The sequence below is a fragment of the Candidatus Nanosynbacter sp. TM7-087 genome, from assembly GCF_022828365.1.
Classification (GTDB): domain Bacteria; phylum Patescibacteriota; class Saccharimonadia; order Saccharimonadales; family Saccharimonadaceae; genus Nanosynbacter.
Genome location: NZ_JAJQJU010000003.1, coordinates 1 through 22,813 on the forward strand (window position 1 = coordinate 1; position 22,813 = coordinate 22,813).

The 22,813-nt window shown below is 43.5% G+C and carries 22 protein-coding genes and 1 pseudogene; 3 read left to right on the forward strand and 20 right to left on the reverse strand.

Going from position 1 to position 22,813, the window contains the following annotated elements:
* The 15 genes and pseudogenes from LRM41_RS03510 to LRM41_RS03580 all read right to left on the reverse strand — a co-directional run.
* A pseudogene (locus tag LRM41_RS03510) lies at positions 1-190 on the reverse strand (hypothetical protein); the annotation flags it as partial.
* Positions 190-921, reverse strand: a complete 732-nt coding sequence (locus LRM41_RS03515) for a DNA methyltransferase (protein WP_320414632.1) — start codon at positions 919-921, stop codon at positions 190-192. The pseudogene LRM41_RS03510 and the gene LRM41_RS03515, both read right to left, overlap by 1 nt.
* 36 nt (positions 922-957) lie before the next feature.
* Positions 958-2,103, reverse strand: a complete 1,146-nt coding sequence (locus LRM41_RS03520; RefSeq protein WP_243819482.1) for a site-specific DNA-methyltransferase — start codon at positions 2,101-2,103, stop codon at positions 958-960.
* Positions 2,087-2,392, reverse strand: a complete 306-nt coding sequence (locus tag LRM41_RS03525) for an STAS-like domain-containing protein (protein WP_243819483.1) — start codon at positions 2,390-2,392, stop codon at positions 2,087-2,089. The genes LRM41_RS03520 and LRM41_RS03525 overlap by 17 nt, the downstream gene beginning before the upstream one ends.
* Positions 2,389-3,354 (reverse strand): ATP-binding protein, encoded by a 966-nt coding sequence (locus tag LRM41_RS03530; protein WP_243819484.1) that lies wholly within the window; start codon positions 3,352-3,354, stop codon positions 2,389-2,391. Before LRM41_RS03530 ends, LRM41_RS03525 begins: the two co-directional genes overlap by 4 nt.
* 144 nt (positions 3,355-3,498) lie before the next feature.
* A complete protein-coding gene (locus LRM41_RS03535; protein WP_243819485.1) occupies positions 3,499-4,068 on the reverse strand; it encodes a JAB domain-containing protein in 570 nt (189 codons plus the stop codon).
* Between the two features lie 97 nt (positions 4,069-4,165).
* Entirely contained in the window at positions 4,166-6,109 is a 1,944-nt protein-coding gene (locus LRM41_RS03540; RefSeq protein WP_243819486.1) for a hypothetical protein, read from the reverse strand.
* Complete coding sequence (locus LRM41_RS03545; protein WP_243819487.1) at positions 6,106-6,768, reverse strand: ferredoxin--NADP reductase; 663 nt, start codon at positions 6,766-6,768, stop codon at positions 6,106-6,108. The genes LRM41_RS03540 and LRM41_RS03545 overlap by 4 nt, the downstream gene beginning before the upstream one ends.
* Positions 6,753-7,493 (reverse strand): anaerobic ribonucleoside-triphosphate reductase activating protein, encoded by a 741-nt coding sequence (locus LRM41_RS03550; protein ID WP_243819488.1) that lies wholly within the window; start codon positions 7,491-7,493, stop codon positions 6,753-6,755. Before LRM41_RS03550 ends, LRM41_RS03545 begins: the two co-directional genes overlap by 16 nt.
* Positions 7,444-9,570, reverse strand: coding sequence for a ribonucleoside triphosphate reductase (locus tag LRM41_RS03555; RefSeq protein WP_243819489.1), 2,127 nt, complete (start codon positions 9,568-9,570; stop codon positions 7,444-7,446). Before LRM41_RS03555 ends, LRM41_RS03550 begins: the two co-directional genes overlap by 50 nt.
* 159 nt (positions 9,571-9,729) lie before the next feature.
* Complete coding sequence (locus LRM41_RS03560; RefSeq protein WP_243819490.1) at positions 9,730-10,269, reverse strand: kinase; 540 nt, start codon at positions 10,267-10,269, stop codon at positions 9,730-9,732.
* The gene (locus LRM41_RS03565) at positions 10,266-11,276 is read right to left on the reverse strand and encodes a hypothetical protein (protein WP_243819491.1); all 1,011 of its coding nucleotides are present in this window, start codon (positions 11,274-11,276) and stop codon (positions 10,266-10,268) included. The genes LRM41_RS03560 and LRM41_RS03565 overlap by 4 nt, the downstream gene beginning before the upstream one ends.
* 26 nt (positions 11,277-11,302) lie before the next feature.
* Positions 11,303-12,295, reverse strand: coding sequence for a sensor histidine kinase (locus LRM41_RS03570; protein WP_243819492.1), 993 nt, complete (start codon positions 12,293-12,295; stop codon positions 11,303-11,305).
* On the reverse strand, positions 12,292-12,966 hold the full coding sequence (locus tag LRM41_RS03575) for a response regulator transcription factor (protein ID WP_243819493.1): 675 nt from the start codon (positions 12,964-12,966) through the stop codon (positions 12,292-12,294). Before LRM41_RS03575 ends, LRM41_RS03570 begins: the two co-directional genes overlap by 4 nt.
* Before the next feature lie 40 nt (positions 12,967-13,006).
* On the reverse strand, positions 13,007-13,282 hold the full coding sequence (locus tag LRM41_RS03580) for a MarR family winged helix-turn-helix transcriptional regulator (RefSeq protein WP_243819494.1): 276 nt from the start codon (positions 13,280-13,282) through the stop codon (positions 13,007-13,009).
* A gap of 139 nt (positions 13,283-13,421) precedes the next feature.
* Between LRM41_RS03580 and LRM41_RS03585 the strand changes: the two genes are divergently transcribed.
* Positions 13,422-14,669, forward strand: a complete 1,248-nt coding sequence (locus LRM41_RS03585) for a glycoside hydrolase family 16 protein (RefSeq protein WP_243819495.1) — start codon at positions 13,422-13,424, stop codon at positions 14,667-14,669.
* 244 nt (positions 14,670-14,913) lie between these two features.
* Positions 14,914-16,605: a glycoside hydrolase family 16 protein gene (locus LRM41_RS03590; protein ID WP_243819496.1), complete on the forward strand. Its 1,692-nt coding sequence runs from the start codon at positions 14,914-14,916 to the stop codon at positions 16,603-16,605.
* A gap of 64 nt (positions 16,606-16,669) precedes the next feature.
* Here LRM41_RS03590 and LRM41_RS03595 read toward each other — a convergent pair whose 3' ends face one another.
* The 3 genes from LRM41_RS03595 to LRM41_RS03605 form a co-directional block, all read right to left on the reverse strand.
* On the reverse strand, positions 16,670-17,101 hold the full coding sequence (locus tag LRM41_RS03595) for a hypothetical protein (protein WP_243819497.1): 432 nt from the start codon (positions 17,099-17,101) through the stop codon (positions 16,670-16,672).
* A 28-nt stretch (positions 17,102-17,129) separates the two neighbouring features.
* On the reverse strand, positions 17,130-19,778 hold the full coding sequence (locus LRM41_RS03600) for a mannosyltransferase YkcB-related protein (protein ID WP_243819498.1): 2,649 nt from the start codon (positions 19,776-19,778) through the stop codon (positions 17,130-17,132).
* Between the two features lie 65 nt (positions 19,779-19,843).
* Positions 19,844-20,221: a hypothetical protein gene (locus tag LRM41_RS03605; protein ID WP_243819499.1), complete on the reverse strand. Its 378-nt coding sequence runs from the start codon at positions 20,219-20,221 to the stop codon at positions 19,844-19,846.
* Between the two features lie 204 nt (positions 20,222-20,425).
* Between LRM41_RS03605 and LRM41_RS03610 the strand changes: the two genes are divergently transcribed.
* Positions 20,426-20,680 (forward strand): hypothetical protein, encoded by a 255-nt coding sequence (locus LRM41_RS03610; RefSeq protein WP_243819500.1) that lies wholly within the window; start codon positions 20,426-20,428, stop codon positions 20,678-20,680.
* Here LRM41_RS03610 and LRM41_RS03615 read toward each other — a convergent pair.
* Positions 20,651-21,751 (reverse strand): restriction endonuclease, SacI family, encoded by a 1,101-nt coding sequence (locus tag LRM41_RS03615; RefSeq protein ID WP_243819501.1) that lies wholly within the window; start codon positions 21,749-21,751, stop codon positions 20,651-20,653. The genes LRM41_RS03610 and LRM41_RS03615 overlap by 30 nt on opposite strands.
* Positions 21,748-22,812 carry a DNA cytosine methyltransferase gene (locus tag LRM41_RS03620; protein ID WP_243819502.1) on the reverse strand — a complete coding sequence of 355 codons (1,065 nt, stop codon included), beginning with the start codon at positions 22,810-22,812 and terminating at the stop codon, positions 21,748-21,750. The genes LRM41_RS03615 and LRM41_RS03620 overlap by 4 nt, the downstream gene beginning before the upstream one ends.
* Position 22,813 lies beyond the last annotated feature (1 nt).

Consider the following 22,813-nt stretch of genomic DNA (forward strand, 5'->3'; position numbering starts at 1 on the left):
CCAATATTGCCTGAAGACCTGTTTCCTCGTCGGTGATTTTTTCATTAAGCTCGGTGGCTTGAGCTAGGTATTCTTCAATTTTTTTCTTGATTTCTAAAACAGAATTATAAGTTGACTCAATATCCTCAACTTTTGTCTTAGATTGATGTTGAAGCTCCTCTAACCTTTTACCGTAATCTCGTGCATTCATCACACCACCTCCACCTCAACACCTTGCCGTTCGGCTTGCAGGAGTAGGTTTACTTTTAGATTTATGTCGTCACCGAAGGCTCGGTCGAGGATGATGATGGATGATGGTTTAGTGGCGAGGATGGCTGTAAATAGCTCCTCTGTCATGGAGTACGCCAGGCAAATGACGAGCTTTTCGGGCGGGATGAAACAGAAGCTATCATACTGCTCAATCTTCGCCAATGGCGAGATGCCACGCTTGAGCAGGAGCTCGATTAGCAAGTCGTCATCGGTCGTGCCCTCCTCCAGCGGATCGAGATTGGCGAGCGCCTGCTGGCGAATTTCCTCCGGGTCGGAAACCAGCTCGTTCCACTGCTTGAAATTGCTATCACCCACCCGATACGCCCGAAAGCCAAGGTCAAGCGGAGCATTACGAGATGCCAACCTGTCCGCCTGGTCAGCCCGGATTTTGGCACCCGCCCGACGGATACGCTCACGAGCAATGTCTGCGATGGTGTGGTAACCAGCTTTATACGCCTCCGACTTCTCGTCAGTCAGCTCAGGCAGCTGCACACAAATCCAACGACGGTTGCCACCATCTTCGGCATTAAGCTGGGCAACGGCATGAGCGGTTGTGCCAGAGCCGGAGAAGAAATCAAGGATGATATCGTCGTTCGTCGTTCCCATTTCTATAGCCCTTTTGATAAGTCCTATTGGTTTGGGGAAATTAAAAAACTTCTTGCCTTCAAATATCGATTTGACAGCAAGAGTACCTTTCTCAGTATTAACTTACTTATCACTCCAGACGCTTCTTGCCATTCTTGTAGTTTTTCTATATTTTTCAATTATTTGATAACCGCCATCTTGCATAGCTTTTGCCTTAATTTCTTTATTGAGAAACTTTTTAGCTTTTTCTTTTCCCCATCGCCATACAGTATAAAAACCTTGAGATTCCTTTGGAAAAACTTCTACTGCATAGCCGTCATGTTTCTCAAGTGATATAGCGAACAAATCATTTTTATCCTTTTTCGTAGGATCTACAAAAAAGGGGTAGTAGAGATTTGGACGATTTATCTTATTAAAGGCAATGTTTCTATTTCTAAGTTCTCTAACTTCAAACCCGCCGTTTTCATCACTATAAGGAAATTTTTTGCCTTCTTCCGTCAGGCTATTGATCTCATTAAGATACGACCTTTGATACACGAGCATATATTCATGCATCAGCGCCACGCCGCCATAGTCTCTACCCCTAGGATTGCCAACAACTGCTATCTCTGCTACAAAATTCTCCTCCCCGAATATCTCATTCATCATCAGTCGGAGATTGTGGACTTCGTTGTCGTCGATCGAGACGAAGATGACGCCGTCTTGGCGGAGCAGGTTACGTGCCAGGAAGAGGCGTGGATACATCATGTTCAGCCAGTTGCTGTGCTTGTGTCCGCCGGTATTGGTACGCAAGCCATCGTCACGCACAACATTACCCTCATCATCAGTAATACCCGCTTCCTCCTCATAGCTACGGCGTGTCTGCTTGAAGTCATCATTGTAAATGAAATCATTGCCGGTATTGTAAGGCGGGTCGATATAGATCATCTTAACCTTGCCATAATACGCCTTGTGCAAAATCTTCAGCGTCGCCAGGTTGTCGCCCTCGATAAACATATTGCCCGTCGTATCCCAATCGACGGAATTCGCCCGGTCGAGGTGGAGCGTCTGGACAGTCTTCTCCTGGATGGCAGCAAAGACGTCGCTCTTACCCTTCCAGCCAAGCCCATAGCGCTCACCCAAATCAACCGCCTCGCCCAGTGTCGACTGGAGTTTCTGCCAGTCAATCTTACCTTCGGTGACCACCTCGGGGAAGAGCTGTACCAGCTTGTCAATTTGTTGTTGATGTATATTGTCGTTATAGCCGTTCATTTTATTCGCCGCTCCCACCGTCTAGGCTTTCTTGCATGTATCGGTAGACCGTAGATACGATTTCTTTCACATCTTCGTTGATATTTTTATAGTACAACTTATCGTAGGCTTTGTCGCCATACTTGCGGATTGGATCGCTGATGAGAGCGTGAATAAACGACTGGGTTGCACCATCAACGCCTTTGAAATCTAATGTGACTTTTTTTCGCTGAGCTAGGGTTGGCATAATTTTGTTTACACGCAGCTCCTTAGCCTTTTCTTTATTCTCAGCAAACGAGCCGACAACTGGCTGTAAATGGATGATCATATAAAATTTGGCCTCCTGTATTTTATTCTCTTTCGTTCACGAATCGCTTCGCCGTATACGCTGCCAATATGAGACATGATTGCTTTAAACTCTGGTGTGTTATCCAGCGCGATGTCTACAGCAACTAGCGTGCCGTGAAAATCTCCCAAATCATTAGTCCGCCTACTATTGTCGCGAAACGGGTCGGCGTATAATGTAATCGATTTTTGGTCGGTCCTATTTTTCAGCAGCGTATATTCTGCCTTGCCGCTGTATATCGTAAAATAACTGCGGGTAATCTTGGCAATTGATTTAATAAAAAACAATCCGGCACCAGCATTTTCACTCGTACCACCCTCTCGCGAAGTTGTTCCTGTTATGCCCGGAGTAAGACTGTACCGTACCGCTTCCAGATCATCTTTTGGATGCCACGTCTCGTTCATGCTTTTCCAGATTCCTATACCGGTATCACAGATGGCGATACTGACTTTATTCGTTTTTTTATAGTATTGCGCGGCAACGATAGCGCCGCACTTCGCGTTAGCATGCTCTAAAACATTGCGCACCAGTTCGCCAATAATATATTTGATAACCATCGCGTCCTTTTCCGGCAGGTGCAGCAATGGTATCATTTCGGCGATAAAATAAGATTGGTCTTCGGGTGTTTTTATGACAGTTAGCGGCACAAATCGCCCAGCTGCTTCTTTTTCTTGATATATAAATGGCGATACTGTGCTTGCTAAGCTGTAAAGCCCCATTCTATCAAGATAAATACCGGTAGCTGGGACTGTACCAATAATTTTCGTTTTATTCTTACCAACTTGCATGGCCAAAGCAGCCACCAAGGCAAGGTTAGCCGGGTGAACTGTTATCCATTTATCGTGCGTCGCAATTTCTAGCTCTTTAGGTTTAGACCAATCAATAGACCGCAAAAAGGTTTGTATATTGCGCAAGTTCCCCTGATTCGACAGAAATACCCTCATACTATAAACAGTATACCCGTAGGATACATTTCTTGTCAATATGTATCCTACGGGGAAATATACGTAATTTTATGTAATTGACTTGTACGAATGCTTTGTCAATATAATATGGTCAACCAAACTAATTCCTAACAGTTCACCCGCCTAGCGTAAACGGTGCGTTACTTCCCGGTCTGCTTGACTCGCCTCCAAACTCCCGCTCGGATGATTATGTGCCACGATGATGCTGGCGGCACGATCGGCGATGGCGTCGGCGAAAACCTCGCGCGGGTGTACCAGACTGGCCGTCAACGTACCGATAGTCACCACCCGCTTGACAATCAAACGATTCGCACCGTCCAGTGTCAGGCAAACAAAATATTCCTGCTTTTTGTCGCGAATGTCAGCCAGTAGCTCGACCGCCTTTTCTGGACTGTAGATGATTGGCTGGTCGCTGTCCAGCAAGCACCGCCGCGCCAGTTCCAAACTCGCCAAAATCACCGAGATTTTCGCTTCACCCAAGCCAACCACGCTACGCAGATCATCATACGAAACATCACCGCCCTTTTGACGCAAAATTTTCAACACCTCGCGCGCAATCTTGCCGACATCAGCCCGAGCATTACCGCTGCCAATAATCGCCATCAACAGCTCCAAGTCGCTCAGCCGCGCCGTACCGTAACGTGCCAACTTCTCACGGGGACGATCAATTTTCGGCTTGTCGAGCACTTTCATAGTTTCATTATATCAGGCTTTAACTATTCATCAGCTGCCAATCTTCGCGCTATCATTTCGCGCAGCCCTATTTATCGCTTACACCACGCAAAGATCATCAGCTATTCGGAATCGCTCTAGCTTGTCGGCCGCGCGCCACACACATCGCCACCACCAACACACCAACCAGCCGCGATACCAATGATGAGTCATCCGCAGCCGATTGAGTCATTGTCACCAACCCCTCTTCTGGATTTAGCGGACTATCGTCTGACCATAAACCAGATGATGGATGGGTATTCATCAGCAAACCATCACCATTCGCGACACTTTCTTCGCCATTATAGACACAATCATCCAGAATATCGTTAAGTTCTGCTCGCTCTCCGGACAAGTTGATGCCTGATTTTATGTCACTAACATCCATAATTACACTTTCAATTTCATCATCACTGCGCAGCAAATCGCTTTTTTCCGATATTTTCACAAACTCCTCACGAAGCACGAGACATTCCTCTGGAATTTTCGTTGCCACCTCGTCCGACTCAACATCAAGTGTTGGCTCAATAATCGGTGAGGTGGAAATAATTACTTGTTCCACTGACTCAGAGTCATCAGTTTCTTCACGCACTGTAATCGTTTCTACCGGCAGTGCAATCGTCATTGCTTCAGCAGAAGACGCTTCCGACTCTACTACTGGGGACTCCTGCCGTTCGATAAAGAAAACCGCATCTTCTTCAGCCCAAAAATCATTATCCTTACCATGACTACGCTCTATCGCCGTACCACTATAGTCAAGTTGCTCAATTGACAAGACCTGTGTATCAGTGAAAATTTGATCCGCCGCCAATATGTCAATCTCCTCGTTTGGAGGATCAACCTTAGCTTCATCAACTATTGCGGTATCAACCAGCCGCTCATTATCAACAATGTCAGTCGATTCGACAGAATTATTATAATCCGGCGTCGCATCTATATTAATCTCGTTAGATTGAATGTATACTGGTGCTTTCGTACCAGAATTGTCAATTGGTACCGTAATCGCAGATTTATTCGCCCCTACTGCATCAAATTGTGCCGCCAAGTGCTGCTGCTCGGAAATTGATGTAAAAGCACTTTCATCATTTTCTGCTTCTCGGCTCGGCTCAGACTCTACAGCCTTAGCAGCAATCTTATTATCGCTAGCCGCAGGGTAAACAGTTTCATGTTCCAGCGAATTGCTATTATCATCAACGGTTTGGGTGTTCTTATCTATCACTACCGATACCGGCGCATTTTCCGTCTTTGTCGGCGCATCTAAGGACTCTGGTGCCGGCTTCTTGCTGTCATTATGCACTGCGTCAGAAATAGAATCAATAATGTGCGGCTTCATCTCCACCGAAGGGCTGACCGCCCCTATCTTCTCAATGCCCACATCCTCGCCCGAAGCTTCAACCGCCTGGTTAGTCGAAGTTTTATCTTCTCGTTCCTGCGGTATAAGTTTCTCAGTTGACTTATTTGTTTTAGTTGTCAAATCTATGGGCTTAGCCTCTGATACCACTGGCTCAGGTGCTTTTTTAATAATAGGCTCTTGATAATCGGTAGACTCTGAATATCCCGCCAACACCAATTCTCCGCGTCCATTTTCATCCAGACTATCGAAATCATCTGGAGCCAATAGTCTATCCAAATAGCTTTGTTTTGGTGTCATTTCCAACAAATTAGGAATCGCCTCTTCATCCGCAGAATTCATATCATCAGATACATTCTCCTGTCTTTCCGACTCCTGTTTCATGACTAACGCCTGAGGTTTTACGCACTGACTAAGAAATGAGCAGCCAACACATGTCGCACATGCCGTTTGACCAATTGACGCTGATACTTTCTCGGTAGAAGGTAACTCTGCTTCACCGCTAGCTACCGCCACCAAATCAAACCGACCTACACCATCAGTCACTTCTTCACCAACACTAGACGAAAAATCCTCGCTAATATTGCCATCTCTCAGCGACAAAAACACATCAAAATCATCACCGTCAATTACTGTCGATGATAATTCTACTGTAGTCGTCACCCCAATCATTGCTCAAAAAATGTCTCCGTTGAAATTTTCAATTCATTCACACCGGCGGCGGATAATTTTTGCCAAACATCTCTAACAAACGGCAAACTTCCACAGACCAAAAAATGCGCATCTTCTGGCGTTTCATGAACAATTTTTTCCACATTAAATCGACCATTAAACCAACCATCTTTTTCCTCAATCTGCTGGCGAGTACTAAACTTCTTCACTTTAATATTTGACGCCGCTAGCTCATTTTCAAAAACCATATATTCTGGCGATTTTTGGCTAAAATATAAAAACGTCGGCTGACTAGAACTTGCCATAACGCTCCAAATTGGACTAAGTCCGCAGCCCGCAGCAATTCCGACCAAAGGACTTTCTGTTTGCGGATTAAAATCGCCATAAGCGTGGCTAGTTTGTAATTTATCGCCAACATTCCGTGAACATAAATAGCTAGAAAATTCGCCACCAACATTCTTCACGGTAATTGACATTAGCTCATCGTCAGGAGTAGAAGAAATGCTATAAGCCTTCCCTTCACGCACGCTGCTGCCATCAATAAAAACCGTAATATATTGTCCGGCGGTAAAGTCAAACGGTCGCGCAAAATATAACGTCTTCACTTCAGGATTTTCCTGACGGACGCGCACAATTTCAACCTCTAATGAATCACGCATTCTCCAACGTACCTTTCCATTATTTTCTGAGCTTCTCTAAATTCTTCATCAGTAAAAGTGTGGTAATTCGCAAACTTTGGACTAATTGTCGTGCCAGTGCGAAAATGTTGCAAGGCAAATCTCTTCGCGCCCTTAACCAGCTCGCCAATCTTCTCAAAATCGCTAACTTCCAATTGCTCGCGGACAATCGTCGTACGGAATTCGTGATCAATTCCCGAATCAATCATCAACCGAACATTCTCCTTGATCGCTTCCAAATCAATCGGTCGCGCCGCAATTTCAACATATTTTTCCAGCGGACCTTTTACATCCATCGCAATAAAGTCAATCAGTCCTTCTCCAACCATTCCGCGAACTATATCTGGATGCGTGCCGTTGGTGTCCAATTTAATATCAAAACCAAGTTTCTTAATCATCCGACATAACTCCGGCAAATCTTCGTTTACCGTTGGCTCACCGCCAGAAATCACCACGCCATCCAGTCGACCAACTCGCGATTTTAGAAATATCATCACTTCATCAACTGGAATACTCGGTGCCAACCGTTCAGGTAAAACAAGTTCAGGATTATGACAATAGCCGCACCGCATATTGCAACCAGAGAGAAACAGAGCTGCCGCCACGTACCCTGGATAATCCACGAGCGACAGCTTCTGAATTCCACCAATTGATACCTTAAGCTGCCGCGACGGCGCCAAGTCGCTGGTGTTCGGCGGCATCGTCATAATGCTCCCTCATTTCAAATTCCGCTTGCTTGCCCTTATTCCATTGAGAAACTGGACGCAAGAAACCAACCACGCGTGAGTAAACTTCAGTCGCTTCACCACACTTTGGACATTCTGGATGCTCACCAACAATATAGCCGTGATTCTTACAAATTGAGAAGCTTGGGCTGAACGTGAAGTATGGCAATTTGTAATTTTCACAAATCGTTTTCACTAATTTTTTCAAAGTTTGAGGATCGTCCATACGCTCACCTAAGAAGAAGTGAATCACTGTGCCGCCTGTGTACTTGGTTTGCAAATTGTCCTGAAGATCCATCAATTCAAACAAATCGTCCGTGTAATTAACTGGCAAGTGGCTAGAGTTGGTATAGAACGGACATTTGACTTCCGCGCCAATTCCATTAGCAAAATGTGCTCGATCCGGGAAGCTGGCTTTATCAAGCTGCGCCAATCGATAAGTTGTGCCTTCAGCTGGCGTTGCCTCAAGGTTGTAATTATTGCCAGTTTCCTTTTGATACTCCACCAAACGATCGCGCATAAAATCAAGTGTTTTCTCAGCAAAAGCCTTACCTTTTTCCGTGCCAATATCAACGCCCAGCAAATTAAGCGCCGCCTCGTTCGTGCCGATCAAACCAATAGTTGAAAAATGGTTCTTCCAATATTGATTGAAACGCTGTTTAATGTTTCGCAAATAAAACTTGGTGTACGGATACAAATTAGCGTCGGTCAATCGCTCCAAAACTTTACGCTTGGTTTCCAAGCTGTCCTTTGCCATATCCATAAGTTCAGCCAACCCCTTAAAGAATTCTTTTTCGTTCTTAGATTTTAGCGCCAGTCGTGGTAAGTTTATCGTTACCACGCCAACCGAGCCGGTCATCGGATTTGAGCCAAATAAGCCGCCGCCACGATATTCCAATTGACGATTATCAATGCGCAATCGACAGCACATCGAGCGCGCATCTTCTGGATCCATGTCAGAATTGATGAAGTTCGAGAAGTACGGAATGCCGTATTTAGCGCTGGCTTCCCACAAACTTTCAATCACTGGATTATCCCAGTTGAAATCCTTGGTGATATTAACCGTTGGGATTGGGAACGTAAAGACGCGACCATTAGCGTCGCCCTCAGAAAGAACCTCCAGCAGCGCCTTGTTTAGCATATTCATTTCTTCTTGATATTCGCCATAAGTCGTGTCCTGCATTTCGCCACCAATAATCACTGGATTATCTGCCATGTGTTTTGGACATTCAAGGTCAAGTGTAATGTTGGTAAACGGCGTCTGGAAACCAACACGAGTCGGCACGTTGACATTAAAGACGAATTCTTGAATAGCCTGTTTTACTTCCTCGTAGCTCAATTTGTCAGCGCGAATAAACGGTGCTAATAGCGTGTCAAAATCAGAGAAAGCCTGCGCACCAGCTGCTTCGCCCTGTAATGTATAAAAGAAGTTTACAACTTGACCAAGTGCTGATCGGAAATGCTTAGCTGGCTTAGATGCAACCTTACCAGCCACGCCAGTAAATCCTTCTTGTAATAAGTCAGTCAAATCCCAACCAACACAGTAAACGCTTAGCAAGTTGAGGTCGTGAATGTGCAAGTCGCCTTCTTTGTGAGCCTTTCCAATCTTCGATGTATAAATCTTATCCAGCCAGTAAGTCTTCGTAATCTCCGCTGAAACATAGTTATTCAAACCCTGAAGGCTGTAGCCCATATTAGAGTTTTCATTAACTTTCCAGTCCAAATTTTTCAGATATTTATCAATCAAATCAACGTGTGCATTAGAGGTAATTTCGCGCAATTTTTTATGCTGATCGCGGTAAATAATGTACGCCTTTGCAGTCTTCTTAAACTTAGAGTCAATCAACGCATCCTCAACAATATCCTGAATATCTTCAACGCTTGGTAGACGCTTTTGGTTACGAGTTTCCAAAACGCCCAAAACTTTGTCGGTCAATTCAACTGCTTGAGCGGCGTCAAATTCACCAGTTTCCAGTCCTGCCTTTTTAATTGCTTTTTCAATTTTTTTCCGATCAAATTTAGCAGTTCGACCATCGCGTTTTTTAATTGATTTATACATTTCCCCTCCTTGTTTATAAAAATAGCAAACTAGCCCAACCTCTCCAGTGGGTACGTGTTGCAAAAAACGTTATTTATTTTCTAAAACACCATATGTAGTGCTTAATATTGAATATACACGCGATATATAGCGTCTGTCAATGAAAGTACATTGTATTATTTACATACGAGATGCGGAAGTATTTACTCCCCCTGATAATACCAAAACGTCGCGGTGAATCAGATCGACAATTTCTGCCTGAGATAGCTGTTCACCGATTCGCTGCTCGCCTGGTACGTTCAAAACATCTTGATCTTTCCACCACTGGCGCATTTCTGATTCGCCAAATTCATGAGCGTTTGGCTTGGTAGCGTGGCGGCGCACCGTTTCCTCAAACGATACGTCAAAATAATAAATCAGTTTTTCACCCTGAAAATCATCCAGCAGCCGGCGCAGCATCGCGCCGTATTTTTTATTGCTCAAAATACCCTCCAAAATCACCGTATAACCAACGTTATTGCCATACATGCATAGATCGTAAATCAACTGAATCGCCGGATTGTTTTCGCTATCTTTCACGCGCAGTATTTCCCGGCGCACCACATCCTGTGACACCAACATCGTGCCGTCGCCTAGTTGACACTGGAGTAAGCGCGCCGTGCTGGTTTTGCCGCAACCAGAATTACCACGGAGAATGATTAGCGGATGATAGTCCGTCACATAAGCTCCAGTAAATCGTAGGCAACAGCCGCTGATAACGCCTGCATTTGACGAAGATTATCACCCGGCTTGAGCGGTGGCTTGAGGCTACGTATAAGGAAAAATCCGACAAATGACGCCAGCATTTCCACGTTCAACTCACCTAGCCACGGCGTTACGTCATGACCATGGCGCGCCATATCAACCAGAAATTCTGTCGCACCAGATCCCTGGGGTACATAGGAAGCCCAGTTCCAGTCAACCAACTTCAACTCGCCAGTTTGCGGATTAAATGCCAAATTGTCACTACGAACATCCGAATGATTAAAGCAATCTTCCGTCTGCTTGGCAAATTCTTTAGCGCGCACCGAAATATCAATCAACTCATCGCGCTTTTCTAACAGCCCAATTATAGCCTGACAACGCCGCTTATTAATCTCCAACTGATTTGGCAATAGTTTTTGATAGTTATCAATCAACCGACGACGAATATCAGCATCAGCAATAATCTGATCAATCCCTTCATCTAAGCCAAGCTCTCTCGCCACAAACGGTTGTAGCTGCAATTCTTCAATTAGCTCCTGCGGCAATTTTATTTTTTCCAACTCGCGAACCGCGGTTATCACCGTCGAAATATAACGTTCCGCAACAGAGTTATCCGTCGGAGGTTGCCACAACCACCCATCTGACGAAGCGTAACTGCTCGTCATCAACACGTAACCGTCATCAGCCAATTCAGTCCAATCAGCAACATATTGCGGATAAGTTTTCTGTAACAAACGCGTCACTGCATAATCTTTTTTTAGCCAGCCTAGTTCCCGCTCGCCCTCATCCGACAATAAATTAGCATCAACTTCTTTAACGAAAATCGTTCGACCACCAGACGACACTAACGCTCGGCGATTAAGCGAAAAGCCGCCACTTACTGGCGTGATCCGTAATTCAGATGAATCAACGTTCAGCTCCGTCGCCGCACACCGCAAGGCTCTGTCGGTTAATAATTTATCGTGATCTGGCAATGTTTCCATGCGTAAATTGTAACATATTCTATCTGTTATTGATTTGGAATGACTAGTATAAATTCCGCGCCAGCTGACGGCTTGCTTTTGATGTGAATAGTATAACCACAGCGATCTGCCAAGGTTTTAGCAATTGCCAGCCCCAAACCATAGCCCGACGCGTCGGTTCGAGTCCGTGCTGCGTCTGCACGATAAAATCTCTCGAAAATGTGTTTTTGATCATTTGACGAAATGCCTGGCCCATTATCTTTAACTATAAATTCCACAGAATTTTTATTCAGCCTAGCCAAAATCTTTACTTCGCCGACTTTTTGCGGCGCGTACTTAATAGCATTGTCCACCAAAATTGATAAAATTTGACGAACCGCATTTACTTGCAAAGTTACCTTTTGACCATCTGGAGCGTTCTGTAAAATTTTAACCTGCTTCGCTTTTGCAATTGAAGAATATTGATCTACGACCTCACCAATAATATTAGACACATCAATTAGCTCTGGATCATTCAAAGCATTTTCCGACTTCGCCAAATCCAGCAGCGAATTGCTAAGGTTAGTCAGTTTTTTAATTTCCTCAACGTTTTGGCTCAAAACCTGACGAGCTTTTTCATCGGTCAGCACACGCTTACGCATCGCTATTTCATTACTCAAAAGCAACGCTGCCAACGGAGTTCTTAGCTCATGGCTAGCATTAGACACAAATTGGGCTTGCTGTTCAATTGACCGCTCAATTGGCGCCAGCGTTCTTCGTGCCAACACTAGACTCAACCAATAGCCAAACACCAACATCACACCATTTAACGCAATTAAAGATATCACCACCATTTCGCGCGTTTCATTGTCACGTCGCTCCAGCCGATGATGAAATTGATCTTCGATATCCGCTGATTGCTTAATATGGTCATCAGGCGGCAATTCTCGGTTAAGTTGCGTCGAGGTAACGGCATAAATAATCACGCTAAACACCAGTGACAATGTCATAATCACAGCCAAATAGCTCAGCGCTAGTCGCTTGACGCGTTGCTGTTTCATGATTTTTCCTCTAATTTATAGCCAAAACCAGAAACTGTGTGAATTAATTTCGACTTAAATGGCTTATCAATTTTTCGGCGCAGAAACATAACAAATAACTCGACATTATTCGGTAATACGTCCGCGTCAAAATCCCAAACGTGCGATATAATCTGTTCTTTCGATAAAACCTTACCTTTATTTCGCATCAAATATTCCAGAACACCATATTCCTTAGCGGTCAAGTTAATTTCTTGCGAGGCTCGCGTTACTTTTTTTGAGCTTGGATCAAGTTTCAAATCGCCCACTTGAAGAACTTCTTCCAATTTCTCATTCGGTCTACGAAGTAACGCCCTTATACGAGCCAATAGCACGTCAAAGCTGAACGGCTTAGCTAAATAATCATCCGCCCCCGTATCCAAACCTTCAACAATATCACGTTCTGCGTCGCGCGCAGTCAACATTAAAATCGGTGTTTTATTGCCATCATTTCTCAGAGCTCGACAAACTTCATAGCCATTCATTCCTGGCAACATTATGTCTAAAATAATGACATCATATTCGTCAGCCGTAGCAGTTCGATAGCCTTCACTGCCATCATGTGCCACATCAACCGCATAGGCTTCATCTTCCAAGCCTTCTTTTAATAGTCGAGCAATCGTAACGTCATCTTCAATCAGTAAAACTCTCACGTATATATTATACCTTTATATCTCAATAATTTCACATCCATTAGTACGTCGCTATCATTTGCGCTTCCGGCCAAATTCGCTGAACCAAACGTTTACCTCGTACCGTCAGCTTCACCCAAGCATCACCATATATCTGATCAATCGCCATCAAACCCTTACGACGCAAATCCGCCAAAATATTCATTACTGTTCGACGCGACAGCCCGACCTGCCCAGCTAAAATCGTAGCGTCGTCGCCACCATCTTCATATACTTGTTGTAAAATTAACGCCTCATTTGTTGTTAAATTAACTTCTTTTGATTGAATCTTGTTCATAACAATCCTTTCTTCCGTTGATAGTAGCCTCATAATAAATAAGAAAACTTTAATTTTGCTGTAAATTGATTAAGTTTGCTTTTATTTTTATTCTGCTTGTTGTTATAATTGGTGTCTAACATAAGTTTAAGGGGAGTGTATGTTAATAAGAAAACGCTTTTTAAATACAAAAGTTAAAATATTAACTGGAGTAATAGCCGCTGGACTATTCATTGGTGGATCACTACTTACCTTGCCGACTGGACAAGCTAAGGGTGTCGTCAGCGATGATTATCCATTAAATGATAGTACTCATTGGAACACAGAACCTATTTGGCGTGATGAGTTTAATGGCACATCGTTAGATAAAGAATCTTGGAATATATACGGCAGCGGATGGAGCGCTAATAACGTCCAAAGCTGCTATAGTAGGAGCGAAGAAAATGTGAATGTTAAAAACGGCAGTCTAAACTTAGTAGGACTATACAAGCCTGGCGCGCGTTGCAAAGGAAATGAAAAAAGCGGCAACTTCACCTCTGGATTCGTAGAAACGAAGGGCAAGAAGTCTTGGACTTACGGCTACATCGAGGCTCGCATAAAAATGCCAAATAATAAGAGCACCTGGCCTGGTTTTTGGATGAGTCCTGACAAACCTACATACGGCAGTTGGCCTCGCAGTGGTGAAATTGACATCGTAGAAACTAAAGGTTCTAACTTAGATTATGCCGCCGCAGACGCTCACTGGGGACTTTCAACAGGCAATAAAAAACATGCTCAAGGTAGAAATTTACCAGTTGGATTTAAAGACACTACTCAGTGGCACACTTACGGCGTAAAATGGACTGAAGGAAAATTGGAGTATTACATTGACGGCGTGAAATTCCACACTGTCAACGGATTCGGTCAGCCAAACGCAGCAAACACACCTTACGGTCCATTCGACCAGCCATTCTTCCTAAGGCTTAACTTAGCAATTGGCGGTGATTACATCGACGGTAAAGGCAGTAAATGGTCAAACGCCTACAACGCCCTAGCTAAATATCCAAAGTCATTCCCGGCAACTATGTCAATCGATTACGTCCGCGTATACGAAAGGCGAACAGCTAAGGAAATAAACGTGCCAGATAATAATTTACGCACTCAACTTAATAAAAAACTGTCAACAGCGCTTGGCACTAATCGTAAAGACGATCAAAAAATTACTGACGTAGAGCTTGAAAAATTGACAGATCTTAACTTGGATGCAGCTGACGACGCATCAGAAGCAGAAAAGATTCACGATTTAACAGGCTTAGAGGAGGCTAAAAACCTTAAGACTTTATCTCTTAAGAACAACTCTGTCTTCGACTTAAGAGCGGTTTCTGACATCAAATCTCTAAAGTCAATAAACCTAACGATTAATCGCTAATTCGACTTAAGTGTTTATAGAAAAATTGTCATCTCACTACGGGATGGCAATTTTTTATTTCAGCTTAAAACCTCAGTATTCAGCGTTTCCACAGCTCTATTGTTAAAATAACTACATAATATTCTTTACTTTTATTCCGCTTATTGTTACACTAGCGATGGATAAAAAAATATTTGGGAGAAAACAAAAAATGTTAATAAAAAGACGTTTTTTAAATACAAAAGTTAAAATAGTAACTGCGGTAATGGCTGTCGGTGTCGTTGTTGGTGGGGCATTATTTACTCTGCCAATGGACAACGCCAAAGGTGTGGGAAGCCCTTACCCGCCAACAGATACTGATAACTATATATTAGACTCACAGCACAGTGATGAATTTAACGGCACATCATTAAATACAAACCTCTGGAGTTACTACACTGGCGGCTGGAAGGATGAAAACCAGCAAGTCCAAAACTGCTACACGTCTGAAGAAGAAAACGTAAATGTCAGCGGCGGCAGCCTGAATTTGGTTGGTTTATATAAACCAGGAAAGACCTGTACAGGTAACACCAAAACTGGAGACTTTACTTCTGGCTTCGTACAAACAAAAGGTAAAGCAAGCTTTAAATATGGCTATATTGAAGCTCGCATAAAAATGCCAAAGAATAAGAGTACTTGGCCCGGCTTCTGGATGAGTCCTTCTGATAAGCAGTATGGAGAATGGCCTAACAGCGGTGAGATCGACATCGTAGAAGCAAAAGGCTCTAACTACAAATTTGCTGCTTCTGACGCACACTGGCGAGATAAAAATACACCAGCCGGTCAACCCGGAGGTCACAGAAGCCGCCAAGGTGTTATTCCATCAACCAAGTTCGACACCAATGATACTACAGAGTGGCACACATACGGCGTAAAATGGACTGAAGGCAAACTTGAATACTTCATTGACGGAGAGCTACACCATACAATTACCGAATTTAAGAATTCAAACTCCACAGGAAATCCAAATGGACCATTTGATCAAGACTTCTTCTTGCGACTTAACTTAGCCATTGGCGGTAACTACATTGACGCTCCGTGGAACGATGCGCACAATTCAGTAGGCGCTGCGAACGATTTCCCGGCAACTATGTCAGTCGACTACGTCCGCGTGTACAAAAGGCGAACAGCTAAGGAAGTCAACATGCCAGATAACAATTTGCGCAAGTTGCTTAATGAAAAACTGTCAATAGCGCTTAGCACTAATCGTAAAGACGATCAAAAAATTACTGACATGGAGTTGGAAAAATTTACAGATCTTAACCTAAGTTACTCAAACATTTACGACCTAACCGGAATAGAAGCTGCTAAGAATCTTCAGAACTTGTTGTTAAACAACAACTATATCTCAGACCTAAGCCCACTATCTGGTCTAACTTCTCTAAAAATTCTATCCTTAAGAAATAACTGCTTCGCCGATATAAGTCCGCTAGCTGGATTAACATCCCTAACTTCCCTACGTCTTGAAAATCAGCGAGTTAGTGTTAAGCCTAACGACAAATCATTCGCTTCACCGCTGAAGGATTTGGCAGGAAACGTAGTTTCCATAACCAACTCAGCAGACGTTATTAACAGCACGGCAACTCCTGGAAATATTCAATTGCTGTCACTGCCAGCCAGCGGAGCATCCCCTATCCTGAATGCCCCTTGGACCAGAAGCGTAACACTCGGAACAGCTTCAGCTACATTTAGTGGCACTCTAGCTATCGACACATCAGCAATCCCTAGGGCGGGTCAACCACAACCACAACCACAGCCACAACCACAGCCTGGAAATCCGTCAGCTGCCGCTCATAATCCAGCTAATAAGCCTCAGAGTGCTGTAAGCGGACTACTCGCAAACACAGGATTTAATGCCTTCTTAGGTGTTATCGCCACCCTAGCATTAGTTGCCGCAGGACTATTCATTCTACGCTAACCAGAGGCTACATAAAATTACCACCCCGTGATGAGGTGGTAATTTTTTATTAAAGACTAGGTTTTTATTGTTGAGAGGATTGAGAAGTTGATTGAGATGTTGAGCCAGATTGCGAGACGTCTGACGGTGGTGTATTTGTCGTACCGTTTTGAGACGACGGTGCTTGCTGCGATGAAGATGGACCTAATTGTCCCGACTGGTTGGATTGAGTCTGATTTGAAGTGCCATTTGCGCCAGATTGTTGCCTAGAACCGCCCGGACCACCTTGGCTCTGACTCATGCCTGGAGGACCGCCAGCCTGACTAGTCATTTGACTTCCGCTGGAGCCGCCAACTTGCATTCCAGCCACAAATCCTAGCCCACATAGTACTACTCCACCTATCGCTATTCCTATTGCCGCACCGACGCCAATGGAATGCTTTTCGCCCGAACTTCCTCCTGAATTATTAAAAACGTTTTCTGGCGTTGTTTGAGTTTCTTGATTTAATCTTGTCATAATAATTCTCCTTTGTTCAAATTACTTTCTATGCAGACAATTCGTATAATGTTACATCGCTACCTCCATAATTAATGACTTTACCGTTTTGTTTTATCCAATTTGTGATTTCGTTATTACCGCCACCAGGACCACCGCTACCGTGACCGCGCGAGCTGGCTGCGTAATATCTCAATTTTCCCGAAGCCACTAATTGCTTAAATTGATCAAGAGTCAATGGCGTATCACTACCATTAAATCCACCAATTGCCATGACGGGTTGGCCACTGGTTAGCTGGATTGCCGCAGATTCATTTGCGCTGTCCACCGCCACTAACCAAGTAGCGCCATTTTGGTTTTGTAAAAGGTACTGAACTAACGCGCTGTCTGCCTGAGATTTTTCATTATTACTTCCCTGCATCGCCGTTGAACTCGGGCCTGCTGTCGGAATACTGCCTGTGTGCGTAACATTGACAGTAGACAGCGTGTAGACAACTGGAGCGGTCATACACGCAGCCACAGAGGTAATAATCGCCAAGTTCTGAAGCCAACGTTTCGGTACATATAGATTGACCAATAGTCCAATCATACCGATAACCCCCAGAATACCAACCGTCCACATTAGCCAAGTCATCGTACCAGCGTAGCTAAGAATGATTATCGCAATCACCGCCGTCACGCCAACCAACATCGGCAAAATCCAAGCATACGACTTTCGCCTGACGTACGCACCCCACAGAAACGGCACACCAATTCCAACCAAAGCTGCCACAGCCGGTGCCATAACCACCACGTAGTACGGGTGAATCACGCCGCTAGTCATGCTAAATATTACGATATGAACGATCAGCCAAAGTATCCAGAATATCACCGCCGCTCGTCCGCGATTAGTCCGCGGAGTTTTGCGTAAAATCCACAAGAGTAGTCCGCCACTTGCCAAGGCTAACACCAGTAGCCATGCAATGTTCGGCCCAAAATCGTTATTGAATATCCTAAATATTCCCGTTTGTCCACCAAATCCAGTACCTCCAGGACCGTGACCACCACTGGGAGCGCCACCCATTCCGCCAGGGCTTACTATTGCCATTCCTCCACTCGGAGGAGTTCCGCCACCTCCGCCGCCGTGGTTTCCTAATAGCCGACCAAAACCGTTATAGCCAAAAATCAAACTCCAAATACTATTGTCATTCGTACTACCAACCCACGGTCGATTACCAGACGGCGTCAGCCAAACAAGCACGCTCCACCATAAAGTCGACACCGTCGTAATCACGCCCGCAAACATCAAATGTAGAAATCGCGTAACAATTGGTGGCTTAGCGAACGCCAGATAGACAATCACCATCGCAGGCAAAACCATTAAACCTTGTAGCATTTTTGTATTAAACGCCAGACCTGTAAATAACCCCGCCAAACCAAGCCACAGAAGTGGACGCTCACCTTCTAACGATCTAAGGAATGCGTAGCCGCTGGCGGTGAGCATAAACGTCAGAATAGCGTCTGGATTATTAAATCCGAACATCAACGCTGCAACAGGAGTTAACATTAGTGTAACTGCGGAAATTATCGCACTAGCAAAGCCGAATTGCCGTTTCACTGCCGAATATAATAGCCAGACCGAACCTACGCCAGCTAGCACGCTAGGTAAAAGCATTGAAAAGCTGGAAAATCCAAGTAGCCTAGCGCTAAGTCCCATTATCATCGTCGCTAGCGGAGGCTTGTCGATTGAAACATAATTCGCCGCGTCCAAACTGCCAAACAGCCACGCCGTCCAGTTTTGGCTTGCTGCCTGCACCGCCGCCGCGTAATAACTATTTGCCATGCCATTATGCATCGCGCCAAACATATACAACGCGCCCGTCGTAATTAACAGAATCGGAAGAGTCATTTTCTCAAACCACGAACGATTGTCCAATTCTTTATTAACTCGATGAAGCCCTTTTAAATCATCGACCGCAGTTTTTACAATCTTCACACGACTATCAGTATCTTCAATCCAAGTAACGGGTTGCTCATGAATCGGCACGCCCGCGCGCTCCGTTTTAATCAAAAGTTCGGTATCAAAGAACCACTCATTGTCCTTAATTTTTGGCAAAAATCTCTTCGCTACATCACGGCGAATTGCCTTAAATCCGCACTGCGCATCGCTAAATTTGGTTCGTGACGTCAATTTGATAATCTTGTTATAACACCGTGAAATAAACTCCCGCTTAAAACCGCGGCTAGTTTTTGACTCTTTCATCAATCGAGAGCCAATTGCCACGCCTGCTTCGCCCGCCACAAGCGGCTGAATCATCGGCAGAAAATCGTCCAAGCTAGTGGATAAATCAACATCCATATATGTCAGGATATCCGCCTGACTGCTTTGCCAGACCTGTTTCAACGCTCGTCCACGACCGCGTTCAGCCAGCCTTACGACACGAACTGATTGATGATTTTGTGCCAAGTTTTTCGCTATTTTCAAGGTATTATCTTGACTGCCATTATCTGCAATTGTTATCTGATAACGATATGGCAAATTTTCCATCATGTATTCGTCAAGCGTTTCAATGCTGCTTTGAAGAATTTTCTCCTCATTCAGCACCGGCACGACTATATCGACGGATGGATTAACTATCGCCCGAAACGGCGATGGGCTAGAATCGGACGTAATAAGTCGCGACCTAGCTAATGGTTGGGGTGTGGTTATTGCTCTCATGCAAACCACTATAAACAAGCGTTCTGTAAAAATGCTTTAAGACGTCTGCAAATATCTCAGAATGCCTACATACCATCAAAAATCAATAAAATCGCATCGCCGTCTACGTTATTAACGCCCAGCTCTATAAACCTCATCAAATCATCTATCTGCTTAACAATGTCAGCCTCTCGTCCCTCTTCCGCCAACTTTCGTATCTCTGGCAATTCATTCTTTACCAGACGAATATATGAGTAGCCGTCTATAGCGGTATGTCCATAAAGATCAATATGCGTAATCACTGGAAATCGCTGCTCAAAATCTTCAACATTCTCAACTAAACTACTAGCAAAGTTAAAAATGTCCTTTAAGTCATTACTCTTTGGGCTACTCTTAAAATCATCCCGTAAACATTGACTAGAAAGAAATCTAGCCCACATACCATCGCAATAAGTATTATTCATAGTCATTATTATCTCACCTATTCCGCGTTATTAGAAATGTATAACCGCAAAAACAATAAAAAAGACCTCAACTATATTTGTTGAAGTCTTAAAATTCGATTTGGCTCCCCTTGGCGGGCATATTTCGAATCGCCTTGTTTTCCTATGACATAAAAAGACTCGAGGAAGTTAAGGTTATTTTATATCAACAAGAAAGGAATATTAATGGATAATCTCATCGATAAAAACACGAAAAGCGAAATGGCTTATTGGACGAAACACTTTTCTTTTATGGAAGAAGCCGACTTTGACCTATTGGACACTGGCGAGTTTACGGTAATCCAGAGAATGTCATATAACTATGTCGAGCAATCAAAAACCGACACTAAGGTAGCAGATAAAGTGATGAAACGATGCAGTGGTATGATGTGGATACAAAGTGGGTATCACCTAGAAATACTTATCCATCAACATCTTTAGAGCGACCTTATGCTCTGTTTGCAATTCAGTATCACTCTCAACCAGTTCAACGTATTTATTCAGGAAATCTTTAGGGTTGGAAATGAGCCTCAAGTAATATTTCAAGGATTGGTATAGACCATTGATGATGACTTGGCATCCGTGTTCTTGCTCAATCTCAAATACCAACTGATTATTCTCAGATACATCGCCAGGGTTTTGCTCTTTGCCAGACAGGATGTAATAACGCTCAACCCCAAATTTATTAATCTTTTCATACGCAACTCTTACAATCTGTGGGGTTATTGGCTTATCAAGTTTGACCTCGACCGCCTCGAAAATGTGATTGTCTTTTTTCACTTCTATATCACCAGCACTCCTAGACGTTCTATCTGATGCCGTATGGCTTCCGAGGGGCAACAATATACATCCTCTGTATCGACCCATCTCTGGGACTAAGATTGAGTAAATAGCGTAAAAAGCCAACACGGGCAACTTTGAACCGCCGTGAGTTCCGTAATTTGTAGTAAAGTGTCTTTCCAACATATGGATGATTTCTGAGATAGATACATCGTCTGACGAAATCTTCGCAATTTCCACTTTATTGTCTTCACGGTATTTAATACCACCCCTTAGTAGTTCAATTAACACATTTTCAGCATTTTGCTTTCCTTTCTGTATTTCATGTACTATTTCTAGGAAAGATGTTTTAAGGACTTCAGGGGTAATTTTACCGTTGAAATTAAAATCATATGGGTAATCTTGCTCCAGGCTCCTAGTAAGCCAACCACTCTCAGCCATTGAAGGAAGGTTTTTCTCTTTAAGGAATGGAGTGATATATTTCGTGTCGAAACTTCTTCCAGAAAAACCGCCTGGTAAATCGATTTTATGATAACGGATATCTTGGGCTGGATTTAGTGTTTTATAAAAAGCCAACGTTATCAAGACGGTATAAACACCCTTATTCACGTTGATTCTTTCTAAGACGTAATCAAGATAGTTTTGGATTTTTGGTTGAAAGTAGATTGATTTATTTTTTGATGCCTCATTGTAATAGGTATTTAATTTATTTTTAATATCTACGTCTGTCATAAGTTATACTGCTCCTTAATTTGTTTATAAACCGCCTCAATCATTGGGATTGCGACAGAGTTGCCAATTTGCTTGTAGCAAGAGGTCGTATTCTTACTTTTCTTAAAACTCTTTGGAAAACCTTGAAGTTTATAACACTCATCAACTGTCAATTTTCTGACGATTTTGCCATCATAAATCCAAAATCTTCCAGTAGTTTCTTGAGATGGTAACGTTGGATGAGTTCCTTCTATGTAGTATATGCGGTTCGGTTGCTTATGTACCCTAGAAAGATGCTCAGTATTTGGTCTAACACCAGCCTTCCTTATAGATTTATTGCGATATCCGCAGAATATTAAACCCGACTCCTGTTTCTTCCACAATTCCTTCGGAATAATAGTGTAATCTTTAGGGTCAAGAATTTCAAAATTGCCATTTTTATCGAGAATATCTTTGATTAACTTCGACTCCTTTGTTTCCAGTTTCGAAAAATCAAACTCTTTCTCTTTATTTGCAATGATAATAATTCGTTCACGGTTTTGGGCGGTTCCGAAATCCTTAGCATTTAGGATTTTCCAAGATGTCTTATAGCCAATATTGTTCAACTCTTGAAGAATTACCTTGAGTGTCCTTCCGCCATCGTGATATTTTAAATGCTTAACGTTTTCAAGGAATATAACCTTCGGCTGTTTAGCCTTGGTTATTTCTAAGACGTTGAAGAATAAGGTTCCTCGTGTATCGGCAAAGCCACGCTGTTTACCAGAAATAGAAAAAGGTTGACAAGGGAAACCGCCACACAATACATCGTGGTTGGGAATAGTTTTTGGGTCGACCTTAGTGATATCGCCAGCGAATAGTGGTTGGTCGAATGATGCCTTACCAGAAGAGGATGGCTCAAGTTTAAAGATATCTGGCGATGTACTCTTAAAGTTATCTTCGTAAACCTTTCTGCATTCATTGTCCCATTCGGAAACGTACACACATTCGGCTCCTTGTTTGCTTAACGCAAAATGAAAACCGCCAATGCCAGCAAAGAGGTCAATAAAAGTCGTTTTCTTGCCATTACTTTCGTTTGTTTTCATT

Excerpts from the sequence above, each read along its gene's own strand:
- LRM41_RS03525 (WP_243819483.1), bottom strand. The coding sequence starts at position 2,392 with ATGATCATCCATTTACAGCCAGTTGTCGGCTCGTTTGCTGAGAATAAA.
- LRM41_RS03530 (WP_243819484.1), bottom strand. The coding sequence starts at position 3,354 with ATGAGGGTATTTCTGTCGAATCAGGGGAACTTGCGCAATATACAAACC.
- LRM41_RS03535 (WP_243819485.1), bottom strand. The coding sequence starts at position 4,068 with ATGAAAGTGCTCGACAAGCCGAAAATTGATCGTCCCCGTGAGAAGTTG.
- LRM41_RS03540 (WP_243819486.1), bottom strand. The coding sequence starts at position 6,109 with ATGATTGGGGTGACGACTACAGTAGAATTATCATCGACAGTAATTGAC.
- LRM41_RS03545 (WP_243819487.1), bottom strand. The coding sequence starts at position 6,768 with ATGCGTGATTCATTAGAGGTTGAAATTGTGCGCGTCCGTCAGGAAAAT.
- LRM41_RS03550 (WP_243819488.1), bottom strand. The coding sequence starts at position 7,493 with ATGACGATGCCGCCGAACACCAGCGACTTGGCGCCGTCGCGGCAGCTT.
- LRM41_RS03555 (WP_243819489.1), bottom strand. The coding sequence starts at position 9,570 with ATGTATAAATCAATTAAAAAACGCGATGGTCGAACTGCTAAATTTGAT.
- LRM41_RS03565 (WP_243819491.1), bottom strand. The coding sequence starts at position 11,276 with ATGGAAACATTGCCAGATCACGATAAATTATTAACCGACAGAGCCTTG.
- LRM41_RS03570 (WP_243819492.1), bottom strand. The coding sequence starts at position 12,295 with ATGAAACAGCAACGCGTCAAGCGACTAGCGCTGAGCTATTTGGCTGTG.
- LRM41_RS03580 (WP_243819494.1), bottom strand. The coding sequence starts at position 13,282 with ATGAACAAGATTCAATCAAAAGAAGTTAATTTAACAACAAATGAGGCG.
- LRM41_RS03585 (WP_243819495.1), top strand. The coding sequence starts at position 13,422 with ATGTTAATAAGAAAACGCTTTTTAAATACAAAAGTTAAAATATTAACT.
- LRM41_RS03590 (WP_243819496.1), top strand. The coding sequence starts at position 14,914 with ATGGCTGTCGGTGTCGTTGTTGGTGGGGCATTATTTACTCTGCCAATG.
- LRM41_RS03595 (WP_243819497.1), bottom strand. The coding sequence starts at position 17,101 with ATGACAAGATTAAATCAAGAAACTCAAACAACGCCAGAAAACGTTTTT.
- LRM41_RS03600 (WP_243819498.1), bottom strand. The coding sequence starts at position 19,778 with ATGAGAGCAATAACCACACCCCAACCATTAGCTAGGTCGCGACTTATT.
- LRM41_RS03605 (WP_243819499.1), bottom strand. The coding sequence starts at position 20,221 with ATGAATAATACTTATTGCGATGGTATGTGGGCTAGATTTCTTTCTAGT.
- LRM41_RS03610 (WP_243819500.1), top strand. The coding sequence starts at position 20,426 with ATGGATAATCTCATCGATAAAAACACGAAAAGCGAAATGGCTTATTGG.
- LRM41_RS03615 (WP_243819501.1), bottom strand. The coding sequence starts at position 21,751 with ATGACAGACGTAGATATTAAAAATAAATTAAATACCTATTACAATGAG.
- LRM41_RS03620 (WP_243819502.1), bottom strand. The coding sequence starts at position 22,812 with ATGAAAACAAACGAAAGTAATGGCAAGAAAACGACTTTTATTGACCTC.